Annotated in this window: 18 protein-coding genes and 1 pseudogene; 6 read left to right on the top strand and 13 right to left on the bottom strand. The window is 57.4% G+C overall.

The annotated features are described in order from the left end of the window. Positions 1–465: 465 nt before the first annotated feature. A pseudogene (locus tag GPL20_RS11690) lies at positions 466–621 on the top strand (NEL-type E3 ubiquitin ligase domain-containing protein); the annotation flags it as partial. Positions 622–891: 270 nt separating this feature from the next. Here the strand turns inward: GPL20_RS11690 and GPL20_RS39165 are convergent. The 10 genes from GPL20_RS39165 to GPL20_RS11640 all read right to left on the bottom strand — a co-directional run bounded on the left by GPL20_RS39165 (position 892) and on the right by GPL20_RS11640 (position 14,428). Then, positions 892–1,335 (bottom strand): hypothetical protein, encoded by a 444-nt coding sequence (locus GPL20_RS39165; RefSeq protein WP_205751157.1) that lies wholly within the window; start codon positions 1,333–1,335, stop codon positions 892–894. A gap of 821 nt (positions 1,336–2,156) precedes the next feature. Next, positions 2,157–2,510, bottom strand: a complete 354-nt coding sequence (locus GPL20_RS11680; RefSeq protein WP_157329649.1) for a hypothetical protein — start codon at positions 2,508–2,510, stop codon at positions 2,157–2,159. Positions 2,511–2,794: 284 nt separating this feature from the next. Continuing rightward, positions 2,795–4,036, bottom strand: coding sequence for a cytochrome P450 (locus GPL20_RS11675; protein WP_157329648.1), 1,242 nt, complete (start codon positions 4,034–4,036; stop codon positions 2,795–2,797). 329 nt (positions 4,037–4,365) lie between these two features. After that, positions 4,366–5,247, bottom strand: coding sequence for a pantoate--beta-alanine ligase (locus GPL20_RS11670; RefSeq protein WP_157329647.1), 882 nt, complete (start codon positions 5,245–5,247; stop codon positions 4,366–4,368). A gap of 194 nt (positions 5,248–5,441) precedes the next feature. Further along, positions 5,442–6,923 carry a pentapeptide repeat-containing protein gene (locus GPL20_RS11665; RefSeq protein ID WP_157329646.1) on the bottom strand — a complete coding sequence of 494 codons (1,482 nt, stop codon included), beginning with the start codon at positions 6,921–6,923 and terminating at the stop codon, positions 5,442–5,444. A gap of 894 nt (positions 6,924–7,817) precedes the next feature. Next, on the bottom strand, positions 7,818–9,542 hold the full coding sequence (locus GPL20_RS11660; RefSeq protein ID WP_157329645.1) for a dipeptide ABC transporter ATP-binding protein: 1,725 nt from the start codon (positions 9,540–9,542) through the stop codon (positions 7,818–7,820). After that, positions 9,543–10,406 (bottom strand): ABC transporter permease, encoded by an 864-nt coding sequence (locus GPL20_RS11655; protein WP_157329644.1) that lies wholly within the window; start codon positions 10,404–10,406, stop codon positions 9,543–9,545. Then, a complete protein-coding gene (locus GPL20_RS11650) occupies positions 10,403–11,392 on the bottom strand; it encodes an ABC transporter permease (RefSeq protein WP_157329643.1) in 990 nt (329 codons plus the stop codon). Before GPL20_RS11650 ends, GPL20_RS11655 begins: the two co-directional genes overlap by 4 nt. Next, on the bottom strand, positions 11,364–13,052 hold the full coding sequence (locus GPL20_RS11645) for an ABC transporter substrate-binding protein (protein WP_246250358.1): 1,689 nt from the start codon (positions 13,050–13,052) through the stop codon (positions 11,364–11,366). Before GPL20_RS11645 ends, GPL20_RS11650 begins: the two co-directional genes overlap by 29 nt. A 35-nt stretch (positions 13,053–13,087) precedes the next feature. Beyond that, a complete protein-coding gene (locus tag GPL20_RS11640) occupies positions 13,088–14,428 on the bottom strand; it encodes an NtaA/DmoA family FMN-dependent monooxygenase (RefSeq protein ID WP_157329641.1) in 1,341 nt (446 codons plus the stop codon). Positions 14,429–15,194: 766 nt separating this feature from the next. On the opposite strand from GPL20_RS11640, the gene GPL20_RS11635 reads away from it, so the two are divergent. Further along, positions 15,195–15,989: a hypothetical protein gene (locus GPL20_RS11635; RefSeq protein ID WP_157329640.1), complete on the top strand. Its 795-nt coding sequence runs from the start codon at positions 15,195–15,197 to the stop codon at positions 15,987–15,989. Positions 15,990–16,680: 691 nt separating this feature from the next. Here GPL20_RS11635 and GPL20_RS11630 read toward each other — a convergent pair. After that, the gene (locus GPL20_RS11630; protein WP_254124917.1) at positions 16,681–17,100 is read right to left on the bottom strand and encodes a VirK family protein; all 420 of its coding nucleotides are present in this window, start codon (positions 17,098–17,100) and stop codon (positions 16,681–16,683) included. Between the two features lie 1,230 nt (positions 17,101–18,330). Between GPL20_RS11630 and GPL20_RS39470 the strand changes: the two genes are divergently transcribed. The 4 genes from GPL20_RS39470 (at position 18,331) to GPL20_RS11610 (ending at position 23,644) form a co-directional block, all read left to right on the top strand. Beyond that, positions 18,331–18,798 carry a hypothetical protein gene (locus tag GPL20_RS39470; protein WP_246250355.1) on the top strand — a complete coding sequence of 156 codons (468 nt, stop codon included), beginning with the start codon at positions 18,331–18,333 and terminating at the stop codon, positions 18,796–18,798. A 2,037-nt stretch (positions 18,799–20,835) separates the two neighbouring features. Then, positions 20,836–21,525: a response regulator gene (locus GPL20_RS11620; protein ID WP_100233332.1), complete on the top strand. Its 690-nt coding sequence runs from the start codon at positions 20,836–20,838 to the stop codon at positions 21,523–21,525. 27 nt (positions 21,526–21,552) lie between these two features. Further along, the gene (locus tag GPL20_RS11615; protein WP_157329639.1) at positions 21,553–23,001 is read left to right on the top strand and encodes a type II and III secretion system protein family protein; all 1,449 of its coding nucleotides are present in this window, start codon (positions 21,553–21,555) and stop codon (positions 22,999–23,001) included. A 10-nt stretch (positions 23,002–23,011) separates the two neighbouring features. Continuing rightward, positions 23,012–23,644: a CpaD family pilus assembly lipoprotein gene (locus GPL20_RS11610; RefSeq protein WP_100233330.1), complete on the top strand. Its 633-nt coding sequence runs from the start codon at positions 23,012–23,014 to the stop codon at positions 23,642–23,644. Positions 23,645–23,840: 196 nt separating this feature from the next. On the opposite strand, the gene GPL20_RS11605 is transcribed toward GPL20_RS11610, so the two are convergent. Both GPL20_RS11605 and sctT read right to left on the bottom strand, forming a co-directional pair. Next, positions 23,841–24,878: an EscU/YscU/HrcU family type III secretion system export apparatus switch protein gene (locus GPL20_RS11605; RefSeq protein WP_157329638.1), complete on the bottom strand. Its 1,038-nt coding sequence runs from the start codon at positions 24,876–24,878 to the stop codon at positions 23,841–23,843. Continuing rightward, on the bottom strand, positions 24,875–25,690 hold the full coding sequence (gene sctT, locus GPL20_RS11600) for a type III secretion system export apparatus subunit SctT (protein WP_157329637.1): 816 nt from the start codon (positions 25,688–25,690) through the stop codon (positions 24,875–24,877). The genes GPL20_RS11605 and sctT overlap by 4 nt, the downstream gene beginning before the upstream one ends. Between the last annotated feature and the right edge of the window lie 187 nt (positions 25,691–25,877).

The raw sequence follows: 25,877 nt of genomic DNA, 5'->3' as shown, positions 1-25,877 counted from the left end.
CCTGAACCGTCCTCGACGGTCTATATGACGATCCTGTAAGCGGTAAAATTGATTTTCTTGATCAGATCTATCTACGGAATGGATAAGCTCGGACATGACCGTATGGCTCAATCTTCACCCGCTCGGAACCTGCAAATCTGCTTCATGATCGAACGCTCGACGAGCCTCGGAGCCGTCGATGTATGTGCCGGAGCGCTCGAGAGCAGCCTCTTTTTGGATTTAACTTGTAGTGTCTGAGCGAGGCCGCAGTCGGTTGCATGGTCGCGAACATGCGCTCCCCGAACGCAGTTGCGTTACACTTTGACCTTCCATCACCGCGACGGCGGAGCCAATCTCTGCGGCATGCTAGCAGCCAGCGTGGCTGCATTCGTGACAAGAGCTTGCCACCGCCGAATATGGTTGTTGAACGTAGCCTTTCCCGATCTCAAATTAGCCAGCCGAAGAGTTAAGACGGGATAGTCAACGTGGCAAGGCTTCGCCGACGAGCCCGGTGCGCAAGACTATGCTCGTTTCCTCGACCGGCTTGCCGGCACGGTGGGTTACCGCAATGAGGAATTTCGGCAGGCCATGGGCGAGGATCTGCGGCAGGCCGCCGCGAGGCCTCGACTATTTCCGCGCTTTCAATGAGTTTGCCGGTCCCTGCAGCTCGGACAACATCCCGTTGAGCCGCGTTAACTTGTCGTGCACGGAACTTGCGAAGGGGTGAGCAGGCCACGTCGGCGACGCTCCTGCAACGCAGTTACACAGGCCTCAATTTCTCCGGCTTGCGTCTGCAAGCGCGTAATTACGCAATCCAAGAGGTGTTCGGCGTCCTCGGGCTTCATCTGGCGCGTTTGCGAGACGCTCCTTTGCTGGGACGGCAGATCGAACTGCAGCAGCTTGTCCAATCGCTCAAGTTGGCAAGCTGGCAGCAGCCGCACAGACAGACTGCACCCGCTCGAAGCGCAACACCTTCTTTCCCCACCACTCCATGCAGGCTGCATAGTAGTTCGCCACGCTTTTAAACGCGTCGCTCACCTGGTCGGGCGTACCGATGGATGTGATCCCCTCGAGAACCAATGTTGCTTTCTTTCTATCCTTCTCCAGCTTGTAGACAAGCTGGGTGGCCACTGAGTTACATTCATCGGCCGCGTCCAGCGTGTCATCGCGGAGCCGGCGAGCCGGATCGTCGGGCAGAATGCGACGTGCCAAAGTGGCAGGCAGATCCGCGTAGTACTCCAGAACTGTTGAGCCTGCTTTGATGACCTGATCGATCAGCTCTTGCGCCTCTTCCAAGTTCTGGGCGTGCGTGGCCGCTCGGCGGCTGGTTTCAAGCTCCACAAGCAGGCTGGTCATTTTTCGCCTTGCTGCCTTGATCTCGTCCCGCGTTGGCGCCGCCCCATCCGACGTTGGGTTGCCAAGCGCCGCGGTTCTGTCTTGAGGCCCAGAGCGCATCCGCTCCATCACGGCATCGAAGGATTGATTGAGTCCTCCCGGGAAAAGGCCTGGGCTCCAGGCTCGAACGGCTTACGTCCCCGGTGCTGTCGCCTCCTGCGGCCCACCCCTCCGATGTGCCAGCTCGGCCAATCCCTGTCATGCTTCGTCTCCGATAAAAGTCGCAAATGTGCAGCCCGTCTGGATAGAGCGCGTGACTGACGACTAGCTGACCAAAAGCGTTCTTGCGGGTGCACAAGAAAGCCGATGTCGCCTGGAGTTCCATTTCAATCGGAGCTCCAATGTTTCTGAAGAGAGCGATGCCAGGGACGCCTCGGCTATATCCAGCTGAGACGAGATCGCGGCGGACGTGCGCTGGGCAGGATGCCGTCGGTACGAGTCCCGCCCGCTTTGTCGATGGTTCGATCCCGGCCAATTGGGACAAGTTATCCCGAAGCGTTTAGGCAACCTGGGGGAAGTTCGCAGCTTGCAAGCAAAATATGGTCAAACGGCAATGAGCATATATCGATTGGCAGACCTAAGATCGCCGTCTGGTCGTGCTAAGGGTAAGAGGACTTTGCCGGAGAGCGTACCGGCGGTCTTTTTACCGATGACGATGAGTGCAAGAGGCCGATCAGCAACGATATTTTTTCCGTTCGAAGGCAGATTCGCCCTTCCGCAGCTTCGGTTCTCGCTGCATTTCGCAGAAGCCCGGCGCCCATTTAAGCTCCGTCAGATCACCTTCATAGAAATAGGGCAGCGAGCGCACCAAACGCACCGAGAACCAGCCCAATCAGCGAACCGGCGGTTGGTACGTCTCTAAAGAGCAGAACCGTGAGTATCGGCTCGATGACCAGGATGGCCCCCAGCGATATCGCGAAAATGATCCAGATATTCTTCAGATGCATGTAACCCAGCGCGTATCCAAAAACGAGGAGGATGCCACCCAAGCTCACCAGGACAAACATCGGCCAAAGCATCGCCAGATCGCCACCGGCCTTTCCGAATTGCCTTGAGGCAATCAACTCGGCGACTATCGAAAGAGCTTCTCCAAGGAAAATCGCTGCCACAGCTACAATTCTCAACATCAAGGTCATTGGCCTCTATGGTTTCGGCTATTCGAGGTGGCCCGGAGACCTGCATCGGAGTAGCCGTTGAGGTTCAATTTTCGGCATGCCAAGCGTTTGCGACTCGAGACGCGCGCCTCACTTGTCGCTTCTCGCAGGTCCTTCTAAGCGTCTGCCGGGCCGGTAGTTAGCTTCCGATATACAGCATTGTTTCTCGTCGATCACCCCGTCTGGCATTGCTTGCAGAAACCAAAGATGGTTCAGGACAAGCCCGCCCCGCCGCCTGCCCTCTGCGTGAGCAGAGCAATTTGAGCCTAGGCTGCAATCCGCACGGGGAGAGCGGAATAGCCGTGCACGAAGTTAGAGGCAATCCGCTCGGGTTCGCCGACGACCTCGAACCACAATCCCGCAGATAAAATCTCTTCCCAGAGAACTCTCAACTGCAGCTCCGCAAGATGTCGACCAAGACAGCGATGGATGCCGAATCCAAACGAGAGATGTTGCCTCACATTTTTGCGATCGATCACGAAACTGTTGGCGTTCTCAATGATCTCTTCGTCCCTGTTACCGGAGATGTACCACATGACGACCTTGTCGCCTTTCCTGATCTGTTTTCCACCTACGATGCTGTCGATCGCGGCGGTACGGCGCATATGTGCGATTGGCGTCTGGTACCGAATAATCTCGGACACGGCGCTTGAGATAAGCTCGGGATTGTCAATTAGTTTTCGCAGTTCGGCGGGGTACTGATTCATAAACAGCAGGCCGCCGGTAATTGAATTGCGCGTGGTGTCATTGCCCCCAACGATCAGCAGAATCAGATTTCCGAGAAACTCACTCGGCTCCATCTGGCGTGTGGAAGGCGAATGCGCCATCAGGGAAATCAAATCGAGGCGCGGCTCGGCTTTGATGCGCTCGTTCCAAAGCCAGGTGAAATAGTCCAGGCACTCGGACAAAATGGTGCTTCGCTTGTCCCAACTGTCGATTGCATGGCCTGTTCTCGGAGCTGTAACAGCGATGTCTGACCAATAGGTCAGCAGTCGCCGATCCTCAAATGGAAAGTCGAACAGCGTGGCGAGCATTTGCGTCGTCAACTCTATGGACACCATGTCCACCCAGTTGAAGGCCTCATTGCGCGGCAAGCCGGCGAGAATCGCCCTGACCCGAGACCGGATCAAGCTTTCGAGCTTCGTCAAGCTTTCCGGTCCGACGATCGGGCTCACGGTATTGCGCTGCTCGGCGTGCTTTGGAGGCCCCATCTTGATGAAACTCGGGGTCCAGTGCTCGCCAGGCACGTCGACAATAGTGACACCTTGCTCTGACGAGAACGCTTTGTGGTTTGTGTCTACGGCTACGATATCCCGGTATTTCGTTACGGACCAATATGGACCATCAGCGCTGTCTTGACAGTAGTGAACGGGATCTTCCTTTCGCAACCGCTCGAAGCAGGTCCATATGCTGTCGTCTTGAAAGCGCTTGCCCTCGCTTACATCCAGCTTGCTCAACGGGATAACACACGAAGCCTCAGCCCCATAATCTTCCGATCGCCTTGTCATGATCATCTCTGCAGATTCCGCTCTCGAGAGTTTGCGGTGTGGCGCGATTCATCGCTTCGAGCTGCCGCAGCGCTTAGCTGCGACGGGCCGCTCGACCAGGCTACCTCACAGTGCAGCTAGCCTCGCCCTACCACGTCGGGCAGTAAGGATCGTATTGACTTTCCAAGTCGATCTACTCAATGGATCAGTGAGCGCTCTCAGCGCTGGTTAGAGATCGCTATGCGCTGGAGGCAACATCAAGCCTAGTACACCTTCATAAGGCGACCCTCGCCTTGGGATACGGCCGGAGCGGATAGCTTTCTCAAGGTCATGGATGAATAATCGTCTGGCTAGGACTGTTCAGGCAGATCGATCCAGATATCCGAAGGACCCTTCATGAGAGTATCCTGATCTGGAACGTAGATATTATCGAAGATCCTGAGACGATGAGCCGTTGCCGCTCCAAAGATTATGAAAGGGATCTTGACTTGCTCCAGGTCTTCGAAGTTGTCGGCGCCGACGATTCGAACAAAATCGAGCTTAAAGTGTCGGAACTTGATCTGAGATGTAGCCGACGCGACCAGATCCTTGACGCTAGATACCCCGTGGGCGATCTCTTTCCTCGAATGGTTGAGTGCTGTGAAGAGACTCGACAGCTCATCAAGCTCGGAACGGCCAAATCGCCTCAAACGCGACGAAATAGGCACTCCGTTCTTGTATCTCACGGTCGGCACAAACCTTATCTCGCAATCCAGAAGGAGGTCTGCGACGGCGCGCTTCACCAGGATCGCCTGACCGATATCTTTTAAGCCGAAGTAGCTGCGAGTTGGCCTTGCATAGCAGATCCAGCGGACTGCCCCGGTAACGGCTTCCTTCAAATACGCATCACGCCCCCCTAAACGCAAATGACAGTCGCCTTGCGATATAAAGGTTCGATAGCCAGGCGGGAACATTTCGGCGTCGTTGGAGGAAATCACGGCAGTTGCTCCCGAACGCAACGCAAGTCCAATATCCTCGTCCAAATTGAAATCGTAGCTCCCACCTGGTCTAAGCTGGATCTTGTTCGGGTAGACTGTGACGATCGCGACGTCATTCTCCGATGCCGCCCTTCTGATCAGTTCTGCATGCCCAAGATGCAGGGCGCCGAGAGTATGTACCGTCCCGATTGTCTGCCCTGTTCTCGCTACCTCCCGGATGAACGCTTTACCTGCGGAAAGACATGCCAGATGCATTTTCCTACTCCAGTCTCTTTGAACGCCCAAAGAGCGATCTGATTGGTCCGATCGCGCAGAAAGTCTGCCCTGCCTCTCCTGTCCGCCGGCAATGCCAATACCCCCATAGCGCTTTAGCGCTCGCTCACAGCCCGGACGACCGCCCAAAGCTGTCCTAAGCTCACCGACACTGCATTCCGCAGTCTCCAAAGCCGTCAGGTGGACCCTTCTCGACCCCGTCTGATCAACGATGAGAATTCAGTTAGGTAGCTTGATGGCTCGCGTGGCTGATCCCCCTTCAAAGCGGCCTGTAGGCCCGGACATCGGTCTGCAAAGAACGGTGGCTCGAATGTGGTTATCTTAGCGCCCGAAAAGTCGACCTTTACCAAGCTGGCCTGGAACGGCGACATCCCACTCAGGTTCGCCTCGCGCAAGGACGATTGGTTCATGCGAACGTACGCGGTCCGCGTTGCCTCCAGATTGGTTCTCGTCATTCCTGCGGCCAGATATGCCTGAACGAGATTCGATCCTTCGAGATTTGCCTCATCCAGTGCCATTGATTGCGGGGGATCACCGGTGATCATCGACCTATAGAGATAAGCATTGGATAGGTCTGCGCGTTCGAGATCGCAGTCGCGCACAAAGGCACAGCGGCCACGAAAGCTCGATAATTTGGCGGCTCGCATTGTGCTCTCTGTTATCGAAATGCATTCGCCTGATGCCAGAGACAGGTCCGCTCCGTCGAGCTGGCAGGAATGAATGGATGCACCGTTGAGCACGGCACCGACGAGGTTTGCGTTGGACAAGCTTACGGACACAAGCCGCGCCTGGCTTAAGTCTGCCTGCTCAAGCTCTGCATTTGGAAGATTTGACAGGTGAATATCAGCAAATGGTGCGCTCATGGCTCTCGCTGCAATGCGGCCGCTTACCTTTGAGAGTCTCAGATACGGAAGATGAGCGCCTTCCAGGACAAGACCATCGACCGAGGTGGGACGCACGATCGATAAACAGTCCCCCTTTGACTGGACGAACGAGCAAGACGTCAGATGCGCTTTCGTGATCGTGAGTTGGCTCAGCTTGGCAAAGCGGAAGGAAGCGGATGGAAGGAAACATTCATTGATGGTCGAGCCCTGTAGCTCCGCGCCATCAAATACAGCATCACTCGCGTCGCATTGATAAGCGAGAAGCCCGCTGAGCATGGCGTTGTCAAAGCGTGTCCTTTTCATGCTGCAACCGTGAAATAGACTGCCGGTTGCATCAACTACATTGCGCAGACTGGCATCATCGAAGTTGCAGACCTGCGCAGCGAGCGCGTGCATATATGCAAAATCGAGCTTGGCCCCGCGGAAACTTGCCCTCTCTAGCCCCGGACAGATAAGATTCGCCCCAGAAAGGTCTGCTCGGTCCAATTTGGCTCCGTAGAGCTGCGCACGATTGAGGGTACAGCGTCGCAACGGGAATTCTGACAGGTCGAGACCATTAAAGTCCTCGGAGGATAGCTGCAAGCCAATCCCAGTCCTTCTGATCGCCTCTTCGGTTCGCCACCCGACGGCGGCCACCGCGCGCAGCCGATCGGCAGCTCGGCTCCAGTACCGAACAAAGTCGCCATCTGATGAAAGGTTGTTTTTCGGATCTGACCAGTGCTCTGCCCCTTCATTCGCGGTGCACGCGCTATCAGCGCCGATAGTTTGCGACATGACCACGATTCCGTATTGCCCGGATTACGGGGGGCCTGTTATTGACCTCTTTTTGCTGCGCCTTGGAGGTACGCTATGCGACCTGTGGCAAACTCGTCGGCGAAATGGCGACACGATGCGTCGATGAGGTGCCTATTGTGTCGGTGACCTCCGCAGCCGGCACGCTTGAGCACGTCAGCCGAATTCTAGTCATGCGCCCCCACTGCGGCTCGCTGAGACTGTTCACCGAGCCCGGCGACGCTGACCACGCAACGGTCGTTTGACAGTGCCGATATGTCCAGAAGCCGCGGTTTGGCTCGTCGGCTCTTATAGGCAAATCCAAATCGCTCTCCATCAAACCGAATGCGAAAACTTCAAGGTCTTGCTCCTTTTTCAGAATGGACCCACGGCTTCCGGGCGGATAAGTGATCGTTCACAGGGCTGAAGTCAGCCCCTACTCGGCGTTACCTCATTTCCGATAGCAATGACCGTGCCAGCCGCATCAGTCGCAATTAAGGGCTGAATAGGCGTCATGAAATCGATAGTGATGCCGACTGTCTTGAACCTGACAAACACGCTCTCGTTGTCACGGACCGCACCATGATCGACAACGCTATCGTGAAAGCGAAGATTGCGAGCTCGTTTGCACGAGCACAAGAGCCGCCCGTCCTAGCGGGCATGCAATCGATAACTTGCAATCCGACATTTGCGGATCGCCGCCTCACGGTTAGCGAGTGTTCGAACTCGGCTAACTCTGCTCCGCGCGCCGACCAGTCCATCTAGCGGGAACCCGTGCCACAGACTGACGGTCGCGCGATGAACGAGCGCTAATCGTGACCAACTCGGTGCGCAAAGGCGAATGCCCCGCGATTGGAGATAGACAATTTTATCATAAAGGATCGAATTCGAAGGCGTTCATGCGATGCCTTCTTCGAGGATCGTAGCTGAATGACCTATCCGCCGGTCCCGCACAAGACGCGGCATGGCGGCGATAAGGCTCTTGGTATATTCAGACTGTGGATTACGAAATATCTCGTCAGTGGCGCCATTATCGACGATTCTCCCCCGGCGCATAACTATGACGCGATCGCTGATGTGACGAACAACACTGAGATCATGCGAGATGAAGAGATAACTTACGCCGAGGTGGTCCTTCAGATAGCCGAGCAGGTCCAAGACCTGGGCCTGAACCGAGACGTCGAGCGCCGAAACCGGCTCATCGCAGACGATTACGGCAGGATTTGGTGCGATCGCGCGTGCGATCGCAACGCGCTGGCGCTGACCGCCCGAGAGCTCGAGCGGTCGTCGGTCCAGCAAGGCCTTGGATAGCCCGACCAGATCGAGCAGCTCGATAACACGCTCCTGCCGCTTGCGCCGTGTCTCAACGTCGCTCGAAAGGCTGTCGGATATGATGCGTCCGACCGTCCAACGTGGATCAAACGAGCCAAGAGGATCCTGGTAAATGATCGATAGCGACCGCCGCCGAGCCCGCCGTTCGCGCTCGGCGAGCGTGGTCCAAGGCCGGCCTGCAAACTGAACGGCTCCCTCGTCAGGCTCGTCGAGCGCCAGGAGCATGCGCGCCATCGTTGACTTTCCGGATCCGGACTCACCCACGATGCCCAAAGTCTCGCCGGATCGCAATTCGAAGGAGACGCCGTCCACAGCCGCCCGTAAAGTGCCATCCGGGCCCTTGAAGCGCTTCACCAGACTTGTCGCTTCGAGCAGGATGGGACGCGATTTCGGCAGCGATTGTAGGGGTAGCTGCATTTGCTGCTTAGGCGAACGCACAATAGTTGATGGTGAGAGGCGAGAGCCGCGCGGCCGGCCTGATGGCACGGCGTCCAGCAGCTGACGAGTATAGGGGTGTCGCGGATCTCTGAATATCTGGGCAGCGGTGCCGCGTTCGACGACCTCGCCTCCTCGCATGACGAGGATCTCATCCGCCACGTGGGAGACCACTGCCAGATCGTGACTGATCAGGATCAGAGCCTTGCCCCTCGTTTTGGTCTCCTCGAGCAGTGCCAGCACATGAGCTTGCGCCGTCACGTCGAGCGCGGTCGTCGGTTCGTCTGCGATCAGGATGCGCGGATCGAGTGCAAGTGCCGAAGCGATGAGAGCCCGTTGACGCTGGCCGCCGGATAATTGATGCGGCAGCTGCTCGGCCTTGGTCTCGGGCTCAGGGACACCGACGAGCTTAAGGAGAGCAATGACGCGCTGCGCGAACTCCTCGCGTGATGATACCGCACCGTGGAGGATCAAGCCTTCACCAACCTCTTTGCCGATCCGGCGAAGCGGGTCAAGCGAGACGAGTGCATCCTGTAATACAAAGCCAATCTCGGTGCCGCGGATGCGGCGCCAGGCACGATCGCTAAGGCCGATTAGGTCCGTCCCGCCGAAGCTTAGCTGGCGTGCATGAACATTGGCGTAGCGACCAGCAAGGCCTATGAGAGACCGCGCAGTCACGCTCTTGCCCGAGCCGGATTCACCGACAATCGCAAGACACTGTCCCGGTCGGAGAGAGAAGGATATGCTTCGCACGACCGTGTTCTCGGCGATGCCGCGCCCGAAGGAAACACGCAGCGAATCGACCGTGAGGAGGTCTGGCTGCTGCGGGACAGGCTGGGGGCGACCCTGCGACATTCACCTTTTTCCTTCCAAACGGTCCTGTAGATGGCGCCCCATGATGGTGAGGCTGAGGGCAAACGCCGTAACTGCTAAACCGGGTATGATCTCCAGCCACCAGGCATAGATTACATAATTGCGCCCGGCATTGAGCAGCGCGCCCCATTCAGGCGCCGGGGGAGCGACGCCGAGTCCTAGAAATGCAAGACCGGAGGCCCATATAATCGCCTGACCTACGCCGATCGTCATCATTGCCGTCAGCGGGTTCATGGCGTTGGGAAGAATATGCCTCCAGACAATACGGGGAAATGGATGGCCCAGCACGTTAGCGGCCTCCACATAGCCTGCCCCTTTGATGGAAAGCATCTGGCCCCTGATCATGCGCGCATAGCCTGGCGCTGTTCCGATTCCGACAGCTACGACTTCGGTCAATACCGACGGCCCAAAAACTGTCACGAACACAAGGGCGAGCAAGAGCGTGGGAATTGCGAAGAGCACGTCAATAATTCTGCTGAGAATGCTGTCTAATAAACCGCCAGAAAGTGCAGCGGCGCCGCCGATGGTCATTGCAACGGACATGCTCAGCGCCGTCGCGCCAAGTCCGATAGCCAAGGATTGGCCTGCGCCCTCGACCACGCGAGAGTAAAGATCTCGACCCAATTGATCAGTCCCAAACCAGTGAGCGATCGACGGAGACTGCAATGCCGATGTCAGATCAATAGCAAGCGGATCGTGCGTCTGCAGCACCTTTGGCGCCATGGCTGCGAGGACAAAGACGCCGACGATGATAAGACAGACCGCAATTCGAAAGGGGACATGGCGCAGGATCGCTAGGACTTCTCTGAGCAGCCGAGATATGGCGACTTCGGCGAACATGCTCATGTCAACTTGATCCTCGGATCGACCACCCGGTAAGTCAGATCGACAATCAAACTGACAAGAACGAACAGGCCTGCAGAGATCAAAACAGCTCCCGAGACAATCGGAACGTCTCGCGAGGACGTTGCAGCAACAAGGACTCCACCTAGGCCTTGACGGGCGAAAACCACCTCGATCAAAATCGCGCCCGAAAGCAGTTTGCCGAGCGCCCAACCTGATAAAGTTATGCCAGGCAGTGCTGCATGGCGGAGAACATGGCGAAGCCTAACGCCGAAATCACTCATACCCCGCGCCCTTGCGGACGTAACGAACGGCTGCTCGAGCACGCGCGTGAATTCGTTCTGAACGACTTGTCCGAAAAAGCCCGACAGTTCAAGAGCCAACGCAAGCGTCGGCAGAACGAGCCCAATCGGCGAATTTCCCCCGATCACCGGAAAAATGCCTAGCTTTACCGCAAAGAGCACAAGCAGAATTGTGGCCAGCCAGTAAGGCGGCACCGTTGCCAAAAAGACTTGTGCGTCATTGAGCAGCTTCGACCATATGTTGTCTCTGCCAGCGATGAACAAGGTTGTCAGAATTGCAATAAGCCATGCGATCAGCAGCGCAGCGATGGCCAGAACAATCGTGGGGGCAATCTGTTCCGCAATAATCGCTGCGACAGGCCGATGTTGCTGGTACGACTCGCCAAGATCTCCATGAAGGATCTGCAACATGTATTTGCCGTATTGAACCGCGAGCGGTTGATCAAAACCATATTTCGCATTGATCGCTGCAAGCTCCGCCGACGACGCCGGCCCGACGTTGCCACTCGTCACATTGATGATGATCTGGGCGCGGTCGCCAGGAAGCATACATTGAATCAAGAACGCAAGGGTTGCGGCAGCCCACACCACGACCACGCCGGAGAATATCCGGCGCGCGAACCAAACGATGGGATGCTGGACTACTATCCTCACGGCGTCACTTCCCATCATCGAAATGAGCGTCATAGAAAACGGGTTCGCCAACCGAGCCGCGGTCCAGCCAAACGTCTTTGAGGTTCGGCTTGGTCGCCAACGTTACGTCCAGCACCGTGAGGCCAATCACAGGAGCCTCATCCACGATCTTCCGTTCCGCCTGCTGATAGAGGGCGGTACGTTGCACCCCATTGAGTTCCTGCTCCGCCTTTTGAATGACGTCCCAAAGCGTCAGATCTTGATAGCGTGAGGGATTGAAGCGATTGGTCTCGCCGTTCTGATCGGGCTTCCACGAGATCCGGAATATCTCAGCGCCGGGGGCAACCCAATAGAGGAGAACGACCTCATAATCATCGGGTCCGAGGTTTTTTCCGGCGAAGAAATCAGCCGGATTGGTGGGTTGAAGACGTACGTCAAAACCGGCCTCCCTTGCCTGCTGCTGGATAACTTGCAAGGCTTGCTCGCCATCCGGCTTCAGAAAAGCGTTCGAATAGGAAATGCGCACGATGAGCGGATTGCCGTTCTTGACACGAACGCCGTTACGATTACGCTCAGTCCAACCCGCCTGATCCAGCAGCTGATTGGCCTTCCGAACATCGTATCCATAGGAGTGGCCGAGCTCAGGCAGGTATTCCGGCGAGCTCTGACTTAGCGCCCCGTTGCCCTCAAACGGCAAAGAGCCAAGGAAGGATGTGTCGACCGCGGCCCTTCGGTCAGTAGAATAGGCAAAGGCCTTGCGGACGAGCACGTCGTCAAATGGGGGTCGGGCCGTATACAAGGCCAAGCGCAGGGGGGTGCCGCCGGTAAGGTGCCGCAATACTGGAAAGCGGGAGTTGGCGTCCTTCCATGCGACAGCTGGGATGTCGTATATGGCATCGGTCTCGCCCGTGATCAGCGAGCCGTATCGGACAGTCTGATCTGGCAGAAACTTCCAGGTGATCCCGTCAACGTAAGCCGGCCCTTGATGTTTTGCGGTGGCCGGGGCCGAATTGTAGTCGGGATTGCGGCGGAAGGTGACCTCTCGTCCATGGCGCCATTTGTCGACAATGAATGGACCTGAGCCGACTGGGTTCTCGCAGTTCACCGCAAGTCCGCGTTTGAGCGCGGATGGTGAGAGAATGCCCTGCGAGGATTGAGCAAACACGTTCAGCAAGGGTTGAAATGGTACCTTCAAGGTTACCTGTAACCGCAGAGGAGCGATTGCACTTGCCGATTCGAAGCTATCGCTAAGATACGGAGCAGCAGTCGGATTACGCAGATCAGGGTCGTTGCTGAGCCACCCGTTGATATTGTCCGCGATGGCCTGCGCATCCAGAGAAGTGCCATCCGTGAACTTCACATTCGGCTTTATCTCGAATGTGTATATCTTCTTGTCATCGGAAATTGTCCATGACTCGGCCAGCCATGGCACAATCTTGCCATCCTCGCTGCGGGCGACCAGATTATCGCTGTACTGGCGTTGCAGATACCATTGCTGCACCCATCCTCCGAAGAGGCACGCCGGCTCTTGAAAATGCCCGTAACGAATAACGCCCCCTCGCTTTACGCTCCCGGCTACCCCTTCTTGAGCATGAATGCTTGACGGCAGTTGCGAAAGGCCCACGAGCACGAGAAGGGTCGCCTTCACGGTTCTTGCTGGATAGTTCGACTTTCCAGTGAAGCGCCTCGTTGGCCGGGCATTCGATGAACGCATATCCAGTCTCCAAATCATTTGATGTTGAGGAAGCGTCATAGCGGTGAGGTGGCTGTGGCTCGTGCCGGCTCGAAAGGAATGGAAAGCCCCAAATGCTCTCGCAGCGTCTGCCCCCCATATTCTTTGCGAAAGAGCCCGCGCTTCTGCAGGATGGGCACCACATTGTCGACAAACGCTGAAGTGCCATCTTTCAGCACGTCAGGAATGATGTTGAAACCATCAACCGCGCCAGCGCGGAACCATGCCTCAATCGAGTCCGCGATCTGCTCGGGTGCACCCACGAGCAACCGGTGGCCAAACGCTTGAACGCTGCTGATGATTTCGCGAACCGTCCGACCTTGACGCGCCAGAGCCTCAATCGTGCGATGGTGACCGACAGAAAACGGAACATCATCTGCAGTAGGCAAAACCTCCTCCGGGATTGGCTTTTCCAGGCTGAGCTTCTCGACCGCCACGCCCATGCTTCGTGCGAGAGCGATGATGGCGCGCTCCAGGTCGAGCAGTCCGTCAAGGCTTTCCTTGCGACGAGCCGCTTCTTCCTCGGTGCCCCCGATACAGGTGACAAGGCCTGGCAGAATGAGCGGAGCCGCAGGGCGGCCGAATTGCCGAGAGAGCGCGCGCAAGCGCTCTGCCTCCTGTAGAGCCGTTGACAAGTCCCCTGCTGCCGCAAACACGACATCTGCACTGCGGGCGCCAAGCCGTAGTCCGGGATCCGAACCGCCCGCCTGAACGATGACTGGGTGGCCTTGGGGCGAAGCGGGGTGCGTAAGCGGGCCTCGGATGCCGAAACTATTGGTAGCGGGATCGAGCAGACGGAACTGACTCTGATCTGCGTAAACACCCGCTGCCTGATCGGCGATGACCATCTCGCCGCTCCAGCTCAGCCAGAGAGCACGGACCGTTTCAACGAAGTCCTCCGCACGCCTGTAGCGATCCGCTCGACCGACCTCGCGACCGCCGAAGTTTGCAACGGTCGCCGGACTCGACGTCGTGACCGCGTTCCACGCAACGCGGCCGCGGCTGATGACATCGAGGGATTGGAAGCGCCGGGCAAGATTGTATGGCTCGTTGTAGGTAGTCGACGCGGTCGCAATCAGGCCAATTCGCTCCGTTTCACGTGCAATCACAGCGAGAACCAGCGTCGGTTCGAGCCCATTAAGCGGCGGCTGGCGCGTAATGTCGGACCTTATCGCGGGGGTGTCGGCGAGGAATACAGCATCCAGCAAACCATGCTCCGCAATCTTCGCAGCGCGGACGTAGTGCTCGATGTCGAAAAAGGCGCTTGGATTTGTGCCCGGCCAGCGCCACGCGGCAGAATGACCACCGGCACCATGAAGATTTAAGCCAAGATGAAGCATGGAGTTACCCGAAGACATCACAGGCCCTCATGCGGCGGCCTCTGAGCCGTTTGGCGGACCTTCTGGACAAGTTGATCTCGGCAGCGAGCCTGCCTTTTCGCGCAAGCTCACCCTGAATGTGCCTCCGCATCCGATTTGTGGGATAGACAACAAACAGTTGGCTGATGCTAGAGCAATGTCACCAAAGAAGCTTTGGCTACGTCCTGTCATGTTGTCCAAGCGGGAGCCGCCGAGAAGAGCTTCGGCGACGCTGGCCCCCGATTGACGCCGACGTGCGTACAGCCCACTTCCAGCGCCCAGTTGATTCCACACGAGTACACTCACATCGGCTCTCCAGAATTCATCAAGTAGCCAGCTCCTTTTCAGGAAGGTGTTTTGGATGCCCATTCGCCGATCGAAACATTTGGACTCCCGACCGGGCAAGAAAGGCTCAAGCTAGAAGGATCTGTAGAGGTCGAGAGCATGCAAACGCAATAGTTGAGTATTTCAATCTACTATCGTCCGTTGGCATCCTCTTCTATTGCGATGCCTAATGGCTTCTGATCGGGCTCACCGAAGCACGCGCTGCCTGATTGCAGCGGCTTCAACTGGGCAGCGGCGGCTCGAAGCGAATGACATGAATTGATGCGTTCGAGAAACACAGAGAGATTTGGCGCGACATTGTTGATCACCCGCTTGCTGCCCCGTTGCAAAGCGACATCCCATCAATAAGGCCGCGCCAAGCCAACCATCCAATAATGCGATGAAATATTCCAGATTCTCGATGCCTTGTTAAAGGCAACGCTTGGAAGCTGAACTCTCTTCTGCACTACCCGAGAGCTTTGATGCCTCTTTCGCCGTTCCCGAGGATTTCTCCCATGGCACCCAGGCCGCGCTGAATATGATGCGCTCCAGGCTCAGCCGCTGGGGTCTGTTGCCGGATGCAGCACAGCGGGTAAAGACCTACGACATTCACGGTGAACGCTATACGGCCGTGCTAGGACCGCGTGGGCGCAATGATGTTCAACTCATACATCTGCGGTCTCCTGCTATCGCCGATACGTTTGATGTTTCGTTCGCCGTGCCCATGGATTTTTATCATGGCACCCAGCTGCCCCCCGAAATGTTGCTTTCCACGTTGGGCAAGTGGGACTTCTTGCCTAATGGAGAACATCCGGTCATGAACTATGAGATTGGCGGGGATCGCTACACGGCCGTGTTGGGACCGAGAGGATCCGACGACGTCCAACTCATTCATCACCCGAGGCTCGCTTTGCCGGGTGAAGCTGCGCTTGTAACGCCGACGGCTCCCCCGCATGCCTACGGCGGCCTTGCACCTGGCTTTAATCCGCTCTCCTCGTTCGTGCGAAAGGACGCTCCTTTGGCGCTGGTGCCAAACATTCCACTGCCGTCTGCCGCACCGGGATCGGGCCATCAGCCGTCCCCGCAAGTGCCTGAACTCGGAGAGTTGTTGGGCGACGACTGGAGGCACGGCCCCCAAGAGGCTTCGCCTGTCGTGATCGATATGCTTCAAAACCTGGGCTTTCTGCCGAGCCAAGAGGTCCCAATGACCCGTTTTCTGATCCATAGTCAGCCCTAACGGCCGAAAGCCTACCCGGAGGCCGGGTCCTTCTCTTCCATCGGCCGCAATTTGGCTGAACGAGGTGCTCGTCGGCACCTCGGACAGCTGCTCAAGCTCGCGAAACCACGTCGATCGTTTGCTTTCAGAGAGTTTAGAACTGAGTCCGACCGACAATTTTAGCGGCGAGCAAACCCCCGGCCGCCAGTCCCAGCATGATCTTAAGCGGGATGGTTCAATCCGATATGGCCGCATTCGGCAGCACGGAGGTTTCAGGTGAAAGGATCCGAAAAGACGCGGGATGCAAGACACGAGTGCATCCTGGTGGCCGAGGGACGAGCGTCATCAACACGGGCTCGTGGCTTGACGGGATGGAAGTAATGTCATCACAAGCGCGGACGGCGTGCGGACATATCTTGGCGAGCCAATCTGGAGCGTTCAACTGAGAGGCCTTGCTCCAACCCATACACGATAGCCTGATCCGCCGATCTTCCAATCACTGAGATCGAATCGAGATCGACGGCCCTCGTAAGTTGCCTTGATCGAACTGCAGCAAGTTCGTGCAACTCGATGCCTCTTCCGACGAAAAGACGGCCAGAAACACTCTGGCCGTTCCTGGCGATCGAAACGATCCGTGTGATGGCTTGCGAAGGTGTCCACACGATTAAAGTATCAAGCCTTCGAAGCGCATTCCCCTGTCCTGTGCTCTTCGTTACCAGATGAACTTTGCGCCATCCGGCAGTTCGCAGATGAATTCGCCCTGGTACACGAGTTCGGTGGTCCCGACGACCAGCTTCGAGGCTCGCACCGTCAGCTTGCCTTCGCGGCTGAGGCTATGGCGGATGTACTCGGTCACGGCATGTCCGGAGCTGTCGACCGTTTGGTGCGCATTGGCGAAGCTGATGCCGTTCTGGGCGGTCACCCTGAAGGCATTGATGACCAGACCGGCCTGCGTCGCCGACGCAGGCTTGCCAGCCTCCGCGGTGGTACAGCGGCTCATGTCCAGTATGAGCTTCACATTCTTCCCGGCCTGCAGGGCATTGAGCACCTCGGTGTATTTCGGCGAGGGCTCATCGGCTCTCGCCAGCGCGCTCACGCTTGCGGCCGAAAGCAAGGACAACAGGATCGTCACTCCTATGCCAGTACACTTCATATGCTCTTCTCCCTCGATAAGTACCACAGATCTCATTTTTCAAGACGTCGTGCTCGCAAACCGTTTGGCTGATTTCAGACATCAAGCGCGCTCGCGCCTGCGACAAAAACATCCTGTCGCAACCAGGCGCAAGTAGTTGTGATGGCTATTCTGACATCACGACCTCGTATGTCAGGTTTGCGGAAGTGGCTTAGCCTCGCGCGACGTCGACTAGAACGATCTGATCGAGCGTCTGCCGCTTGGAAACCACAAAACGGCAACCGATCTCACTCCTCCATCGCAGGTCCAACGACCGAGAGCATGCAGTTCTCACATTTGCTGCATAAGCAGACGATCTCCGAAAGAACACTCCGACCAGCCGCATGCGCCAGCTTGTCCATCTTGATATGTGCTAGGACTGTCTGCCCTGGACGACGGGTCCGCAATGAAGTGGTGGAGCGAACCTGACGCGGCGGTCGGATCAAGCTCCGTCAAGGCGCCCGATCTCGGCCTAGTCGAAACAGCAATACCAGAAGACACAAGGCGGCACCGACAATTGATCCGTTGCTTTGGGCGGCTTCCGCCAGCTGACCGCTCGCTTCACTGACTGACCCTATTCGGCATCCCTCAAAAGGCTAAACCTAAATGGCTTCCTTCCTGGTCCGTCAGCTTCTCGAAAGAAGCACCTGCAACAATCTACGCCGACAGCCGGCACTCGAAGGGAGAGAGAGAAATGAGTGTTGATCCGCGGAATGCCGCAGACACTCCCTTTGAGGTTCACGACGCGCTGCAGCACTCGCACAGTGTCGACTGGCAATCGGACGAGCTTAACGCACAGACCGGCGCACCGGCACACAGTTCAGAAGATCAAGAAAGCTTTGAGCAGCAGCTGAATGACTTGGATCTAAACGACTCATGTTCGGTCTACCCGACCTCGGATTCAGTCTCCTTAGAGGCAAATCACGCGGTTTCCACGTCGTCGTCTGCGCCAAACGAGGTGATCCGGAAATTAGTCGCTATCCAGTCTCATCATTGTCAGCGCACGCACTCAGGTTGCCGCAACACTGACAGGCGCCACTCTTGAAGCGCTTCGGAAAGAGATCGACCTTGCCGAGAAACAAACAGCACATTGATCATCGGCGACCGCAGCTCCTGTCGATCGGGACCGCCTATTCGACGAGGTGGCGGGGTCGTCATATGTCACACTGCGGCGTTTTCAGAATGAGGGCAATGATTGCAAGCCACGCATGGAAGAAAACACGAGCGCAATACCGCATGTCCGCACCACGGCTCGGGATCATTCTTCCGTTGGAGATCCTCTGGAGCGGTATCCTATGGACCGAGCTGGCATATGCGCGCCAAGACAACAGCATTCCCCTTCGTATCGTTGTCGAGGATCCGGCAAAACTCGCCGTTTCTCGCGATCCTTGGGCGAGAGCGATCGCCAACAATGCGGACGCGCTGCACACCTACACGGTACCGAAGCCAACTGTCTGGACCACCGACGGCGTGCTGAGTAGCATTGGGCTTGGAATGAATGCCGAAGATCAGGACAACATCGATGAGGACGTCGATTTGATGTGCTCACTGGGCAGAACGCCAGCCCGAGGAACCGATCGCCTGTTCCTGGGCGGCAATTTGGAAAGCTACCGGACCGCTAGCGAAGCAAATCCCTATAACCGCGAGAGCAATGAGTAGATCGTCTGTCGACTGCGCCATTTGGCAGGTTCGTTGGCGTTCAAGCAGGAAGAACTGGAAAACAGCGCACCAGCTCCGCCTCACGCATAACAGCTTGAGCATAATGGCGGGGTGACGGATGACCCGATCAATGCGCCGATCGAGCGGTACAGCGGTTGAGAGCTGCGCCGGAAGATACAGCACCGACGGACGCGGGGACGCCGGACCATCCTCTCTCCCCTGCGCGCTTGTTGGAGCATCCTGGCGCCTTGGCTGCGTTGTGACATCGCCCGGCATCAATTTGTTAGCTGCCACCACGGTTGGCCGGCGAGGTAAGCCGCTGAACGCTGCCCCGCCTTAGCTAGCCCGGCCTGACATTAACCGCGCGGCCAACCAACAGGTATTTCGGCGGCGATCCTATCAGGTATTCACTGGTCCGCAGCAAGCGGCGCTGTTGCAGTACGGCCGATCCGCCACCTGGATGTGTTCCATCAAAACAATCGATTTTGCCGAGCACGCCTAAGAGCCCCATAGTCGATCGCAATGTATGGAGGCCGCATTTGACGTCTGGCAATCGATTCTCTCCTCAGTCCCTTGCCGAACAACTTGGCTCGCGCGATCGGCCGTCTGCATCTCGGACGTTAGCTCCTATCGTCACATGGACGCATCCCGCGCCTCGCCACGGTCTTCCCGCTAAATTGCCACGTATGAGGCGGATCGGATCGCCCGATCCTAGGGTCATGGCTCACCCAAAGCTTAGTAAGAACGACTGCCTCTTCGCGCACTTCAAAGGGTTTCTGGCGCTACGCTCAATTGGACGGACAAATGTTCACGACGTTGGACAGAGCGAGACCGACTGCCACGCGCAGGTCAACGGCATGGCCGAACTGTGTCGCCGTTGCCTCACAACGATTTTGAATTTGAGGGCACCGCTACAAGGAGCCTTTAAAGGCACTTGAATCTCCCGCAGCGTCAGATTGTAGGATTTCCGACAGTCTCGCGACAGAATCCGCTCGCGTGAACTGTTCCTGACAGGTAGCAACAATTGCGAACGTCTCAAAACCTCCATGCTCAGCCGATCCGCCTCGCCACACTACTCGACTGCTCCCCTTCAGAGCTTACGTCGCTTATCTGCTCTGTGAGCGCAGGACGCAGCGTCCTTCTCGCAGCCAGACCAGGATCCAGCGCGCGAGAACAACGCGGGCAATCGCTATTTCACCTATGCCGAGCACAGGCCGAGTCCAAGCTTGAGATTAGATCATTCCTGCGCCGTTCACTCTGTCTGACGAAACGGAGGCGGCGCAACCAGCTGAGACAATGCCAGACAGCAACGCCGGGCTCAATCTGCCCTTCGTTCGCACCATTCGCTCGACCGCGGCGGAGAACGTCTCCGGAGCGACCGAACTTCGGGACAGTTGACGCCGTGCTTGGCTATCACCGGCTAGCGAGAGGATGTCTATCCCGCAGATGGGCGTGTTGATCGTTTCGTCGCATGTTGGCCTTTTCCAGCCATTGGCCGATGCATAGTGCGTGCCTTCAAACGCGGAAAAATTGCGTTGTCGTGACTTGACGACACTACGGGCTCAACAGCCTTGCAGGACTGACCGCGGTCAAGGCGAACTTGGGGAGTTTCCAATGTCGGTTTCGCAAGTCTGTTCGGCGGCAAATACAGCCGCTCTCGCCTGCGCTTTCGTTTCGTTCGGGCGGTTTGGCGCGATCGCTACTGCAGGCGCTCGTGTAGTGCGTGCAGGCGCGGCTATGCTCGGCCTACAGATGCATCAGCGCGCGGCCAGGACTCTTGGCTTCGTGAGAGCTTGCAGAGCTCTGGCCGGCGTAAGGGAAATTTTGAAACGCGCCCGCCCGCACAGGCGATCCGCCGCCGGCCGCCGCCTATCCGATGACGATGGACGCGCAGACATGGGTCGCCCGCCAGCAACGTCTTGCGTGTCGTTTACGATTTTTCGAATTCACGCCAAAGCGGCAGCCTCTGGGTTCCGCCGAATCTCATGGTCAGCGTGACACGCTCAAGTCCTGCCGAGGACGGACGAGAGGAGATGAATGCGAATTCTCTTGGTTGATCATCATGCGGACTTTGCCCGCGACGTGAAGGAAGCGCTCTTAAATTGTGGCTTCGCCGTCGACGTGACCCGCACGCTGGATGAGGCGGCGGCCGCGCTCGATTGCGCGAACTACCACATGGTCCTGCTCGAATCGGCTTTGCCCGATGGAGACGGATTGGACTGGCTGAAGCAGTTGCGGCGCGAGGGACGATCAATGCCGGCTATGATGATGAGCGGTCTCAATGATCTTAGCCGGCGGATTGCGATCTTCAATGCGGGCGCGGATGATTTTCTGCCCAAGCCCGTGTCTATCGACGAACTCATTGCCCGCATGCGAGCCATTTTGCGACGGTCAACGCAAATGATGGCGCCGGTTGTGACATTCGGGAATCTGCATTTCGATCCGATCGCAAGACAAGTCTCGATCGGTGGTCGAATACTGAGAATTGCGCGCCGCGAAGTGTGCATTCTTGAACATCTGCTCAACCGCGCGGGCCGTACCGTGCCGCGCGCATCGCTCGAAGATAGCTTGTATGCATTTGACGATGAGGTCTCGACCAACGCGCTGGAAGTCGGAATTTATCGCTTACGCACGCACTTGAGCCAAGCGGGCGCAACGCTGAGGATCAAGACCGCGCGTGGTGTCGGTTACACCCTCGAACTCATCGGCGCAGCATCGGCTGCCTAGCCGATCGAACTTGAAAGCAGCACTCCCTTGAACGTGGCTAACAATGACGCCGGCGAGCCGCCGATGATCGCCATCGGCTCGCACTATGCCGTTTTTCCCCGCCTCAGGTACGTCCTGTGCGCACTCGCTCTGCTATTTCCGCTTGCTGTCACAGCTCAGACAAGGCGCGATAGCAAAGGGGAACCGCCACGTGCGGCGCCTGGCAGCACCACGGGCACGATCAACCTTACCTCCTCACAGGGCAAGACAGTTCATCTGACCGGGCCGGCTGCGAGCATTTTTATAGCCGACCCGGCGATTGCGGATTATCAGGCGCCATCGAACACCACGATTTTCGTGTTTGGCAAAAAGGCCGGACGGACGAGCCTGTTTGCCCTGAACGACAACGGAGAGGCTCTCGCCGAGCTACGTGTTGTCGTCACCCAACCGATCGAGGATCTGCGTGCTGCGCTTAAGGCCGAGGTCGGCGACTATCCAATTCAGGTCAGTTATACCCCGCGCGGCGCGATCCTTAGCGGTACGGCGCCTAATGCCGACGTCGTCGAGACCGCCAGGAAGGTCACTGAGCAGTTTCTTGGCGCGGGCGCGCTGGTTGTCAACAAGATCCAGGTCGCCGGCTCATTGCAGGTGAATCTCAGCGTACGGGTGGCAGAAGTCTCCCGCAGCGCCGTCAAGGATCTCAACATCAACTTCACGGCCTCGAGCCCAAACGGCGCTTTCCTTGTGACCGGCAAAGGGGGTGGGTCCGGCGCGGCCGGCGGCGGCGGCACGATCGGGATTGGGTTTAGCGCCGGCAATACCAACCTGAGCGCTGTTCTCGACGCTCTCGCGAGCGAGCACCTCGCCTCAATCCTGGCTGAGCCGAATCTAACGGCCATGTCCGGCGAAGCCGCAAGCTTCCTCGCCGGCGGCGAATTCCCCATTCCGGTGATGCAGGACAACCGGCAGGTTTCCGTCCAATTTCGCCAGTTCGGCGTGAGCCTCGAGTTCGTTCCGACGGTTCTCAACAATAATCAAATCAATGTCCGTGTGAAGCCCGAAGTCAGCGAATTGTCGAGCGAAGGCGAAGTCAAAATCAATGGCATGGCGGTCCCTGCCCTCTCGACTCGGCGGGCGAGCACGGTGGTCGAGCTCGCCAGCGGTCAGAGCTTTGCAATCGGCGGCCTCATCAGGCGCAACTTCAACACTGATATCGGCGAGTTTCCCTGGCTCGGCGATGTGCCGATCCTGGGCGCGCTTTTTCGCTCCTCATCGTTTCAAAAACGTGAAACCGAGTTGGTCATTATTGTCACGCCCTACATCGTGCGGCCCGTACCGAATCCGAACCGGATGAGTGCGCCGAGCGACCGCATCTCACCGCCCTCAGACGCGGGGCGGATTTTGACGAACACGGTTGCAGGGCCGCCGCGAGAGCGCAATGCGCCCCGCGCCAGCGCACCAGGATTGACCGGCAGCGCCGGCTTTATTATCGAATAAGGATCGCCAAATGACTTTGGGACATCTGTGCTACCCGATCGTTATTGGAGCAACATTGGGGGGCTGCGCAAATACTGCCTCGATCCAGCCCGCGCCGGCTGACCAAGAGATCCAGGTCGAGCAGAAGAGTAGCGTGCTGTTCCTGCAGAGCCTTCGTGGCCCCGAACGGCATCGGCTGCGAAGCTTTATTGCAGCGACGAGTCGCGGCCGGCGGGATGCCCTCCATGTGGGTGTCATCGGCCCACCCAGACTCATTGCACAGGTGGCCCACGAGGCTCGCGCCATGGGCGTTGCCACCTACAACATCCGCCTGTCCGCTTCTCGTGTGGATTTGCCGGCTCGTTCCGGGGTGAGGATCGAAGCGATCACTTTCGAAGCCCATCCTCGGGTCTGCCCCTCGCTCTCCATTGTCGGTCCTACAGTGAACGACAATTCGTTCAATCCAACCCTTGGCTGCTCAGTCCGGAATAACCTTGCGGTCATGGTCAATGAACCTGGCGACTTATTAGGCAATGGCGCTGTCATGCCGACCAGTGGTGATCGTGCAGTGCTTCCCATCACCGCACGTGGGGCCACGTCGGCGGGCAACAGGAGCAATTTGGAGGATGAAACGCATAACAGGGTTGCGCCAGAAACCCAATAAGCGGCTCGTAAGACCCCAGCAGCATGAACGTCGGTTGATCATTCTTGTCCATATCAGTCTTGGAATCGGCCGACCAGCCTCCTGGAATCCAATCTTTGCTCGATCCTTTCCTTGGGATCGTGCAGCTTGCAGATCAGGTTTTGGGACAGTTGGGTCGTTGACCAGAGATTTGAGCGCATCGCTGTTTTGTACGACGCTAAACTAGGCCGGCGGCAAAGACTGCCTTTGCAACCCTCTCGAAACACTCCATCGGAACGGCCTTGCCCATCGCAGCTTTTCGGATCAGCTGACGCGCCAACACATGATCCTCGACAATGCTCAGACCTTGGGCACGCGCCTGCGCCAGTAACTGTGAAGCCGTTTCGCCCTCGCCGCGGCACACCAGTACCGGGACGCCGGTCTCGCCCCGAACGTAGCGCAGCCCAATCAATGTCGCTCGCCCCGTCAGTATCACTGTCGCCCGATGGATGCCGAGCGGAGACTCGTTCGCCGACTCCCGGCGGAGCCTGCGGTGTTCACCCTTGATCTGCGGATTACCATCCTGTTCCTTGGACTCGCGCTTGGCTTCGCTCTGTGTCATGCGCATGTCGCGCAAGAACAACCAACGCTGAATGAGCAGATCGGCCAAGCCGCCAATCAGAAGAGCGCCGGCAGCAATCGCGATCAGCACTTTGAGCTCTTTAAAGACAAGACCAAAGCAGCTCAAATCGCACACGGGCAAGTATACCAGTGCCCTCCAACTTGCGAGCACAGTGAAAACGAACGTAGCGCCAAGAAACAAAACTTTGACGATCGACTTTCCAAGCTCGACAACCGACCGCTGGGAGACAATGCGCTTCAGCCCTTTGACGGGGTCCAATTTTTCAAAGCTGGGTTTAAGCGGCTCAACCGAAATCGTCAGCCCGCCGCCGGCCAAGACACCGGCCAGAATCGCCGCGACAACCGCCGCACCTACGATGGGAGCCGCGGCTGTTATAGAAAGGTCCATCAATCCGACCAACGCCTGCCGGGCCGCACTGTTGAACGGCTGTTCCTGCAGCTTGTCGGTGAGCCGCACGGCTTCGCGCCATCCGTCTTCGATCGGGCCCGCCCTGAAGCACAGGCAGCCGAAACCAGCGCAAAGGCTTGCCGCGGTCACAAAGTCGGCGCTCCGCGGGCTCTGCCCTTTCTTACGCGCGTCCCTCAGCTTCTTGTGACTTGGTGGAAGTTTTTTTTCTTCGCTCGTGTCGTTCATTTCAAGAACTTCTCGAGCCACTCCAGCACGCCGTTGAACCGAATGATCTCTGCTCCCATATATTCGATCAGGAAGACGGCGTAGCTGACCATAATGATGCCAAAGGCGGCATTCTTGATGGTCGGAGAGAGATCGTTCAGCTTGATTTGCGGCGCAAAGCGTCCGAGCAGCATGAGGGATACGTCGATCAGAAGCAGCAGAGCCAGCACGGGGCCGGCAACCACGAGGGTCGTATGCATGATATGGTCGAGAAGCCCGATAAACTCCATTGCCCCGTGGTGAGTCAGGGGCGGTAGCAGCCGATACACGGGCCAGATCAGATAACTTCCATAGAGGCATCTGACCATGGTCTGCAGACCTCCTGATACAACGAAGATCGTAACCGCGGCAGTCCCGAGAAAGAGCCCCATCGGGGCGGTTTGACTGCGTGTGGCAGGATCGTCCACCTGGCTGGAGATGCCGCGCTGGGTGTCAATGATGTCACCAATGGCCTGGATGCTCCAAAGTGGTATACTAAGCAGAAAACCGAACAGCAGGCCGATAAATATCTCCTTCAAACCGAGGAGCGAGACCGCAACCATACGGGTGCCCGGATCTAGTGTCTGCAAGCCGTTCCTGATCTGCATCAAGCAAGGCAATCCAATCACAACCGTCACGCTTGCGCGGATAATCCCGCCAATGTGCGGTCGCGTAAATACCGGAAGAACCAGCATAATGCCGAGGGCCCGGGCCGCGCCAAGTCCGGCCGCAACGACGAACTCGACAGCAGTCTGAATCAGATTTTGCGTCTCGCTGGGTGACAAGGCATCCATTTGAGCTCAGTTCGTCGTTCCTTCAGCCAATGCAACCGTCGCACTCACGTCGCCATGATGTGAGACGTCAAGAACTCTGCAGATCTCGCGTCCCGCGCGGTTGCAGAGCGACAGGCCTCCCACAAGGCAGACGACTTCGGCTTCAACCATCCATATGACTACAGCCATCCGGCGCAGAAGTATGACC

The sequence above is a fragment of the Bradyrhizobium cajani genome (assembly GCF_009759665.1).
Taxonomy (GTDB): Bacteria; Pseudomonadota; Alphaproteobacteria; order Rhizobiales; family Xanthobacteraceae; genus Bradyrhizobium; species Bradyrhizobium cajani.
This window is presented reverse-complemented; position numbering and strand designations above follow the sequence as displayed.

Coding starts and splice junctions, on each gene's coding strand:
- GPL20_RS39165 (WP_205751157.1), bottom strand. CDS start 1,335: ATGACCAGCCTGCTTGTGGAGCTTGAAACCAGCCGCCGAGCGGCCACG.
- GPL20_RS11680 (WP_157329649.1), bottom strand. CDS start 2,510: ATGACCTTGATGTTGAGAATTGTAGCTGTGGCAGCGATTTTCCTTGGA.
- GPL20_RS11675 (WP_157329648.1), bottom strand. CDS start 4,036: ATGACAAGGCGATCGGAAGATTATGGGGCTGAGGCTTCGTGTGTTATC.
- GPL20_RS11670 (WP_157329647.1), bottom strand. CDS start 5,247: ATGCATCTGGCATGTCTTTCCGCAGGTAAAGCGTTCATCCGGGAGGTA.
- GPL20_RS11665 (WP_157329646.1), bottom strand. CDS start 6,923: ATGTCGCAAACTATCGGCGCTGATAGCGCGTGCACCGCGAATGAAGGG.
- GPL20_RS11660 (WP_157329645.1), bottom strand. CDS start 9,542: ATGTCGCAGGGTCGCCCCCAGCCTGTCCCGCAGCAGCCAGACCTCCTC.
- GPL20_RS11655 (WP_157329644.1), bottom strand. CDS start 10,406: ATGAGCATGTTCGCCGAAGTCGCCATATCTCGGCTGCTCAGAGAAGTC.
- GPL20_RS11650 (WP_157329643.1), bottom strand. CDS start 11,392: ATGACGCTCATTTCGATGATGGGAAGTGACGCCGTGAGGATAGTAGTC.
- GPL20_RS11645 (WP_246250358.1), bottom strand. CDS start 13,052: ATGCGTTCATCGAATGCCCGGCCAACGAGGCGCTTCACTGGAAAGTCG.
- GPL20_RS11640 (WP_157329641.1), bottom strand. CDS start 14,428: ATGTCTTCGGGTAACTCCATGCTTCATCTTGGCTTAAATCTTCATGGT.
- GPL20_RS39470 (WP_246250355.1), top strand. CDS start 18,331: ATGATTGCAAGCCACGCATGGAAGAAAACACGAGCGCAATACCGCATG.
- GPL20_RS11620 (WP_100233332.1), top strand. CDS start 20,836: ATGCGAATTCTCTTGGTTGATCATCATGCGGACTTTGCCCGCGACGTG.
- GPL20_RS11610 (WP_100233330.1), top strand. CDS start 23,012: ATGACTTTGGGACATCTGTGCTACCCGATCGTTATTGGAGCAACATTG.
- GPL20_RS11605 (WP_157329638.1), bottom strand. CDS start 24,878: ATGAACGACACGAGCGAAGAAAAAAAACTTCCACCAAGTCACAAGAAG.
- sctT (WP_157329637.1), bottom strand. CDS start 25,690: ATGGATGCCTTGTCACCCAGCGAGACGCAAAATCTGATTCAGACTGCT.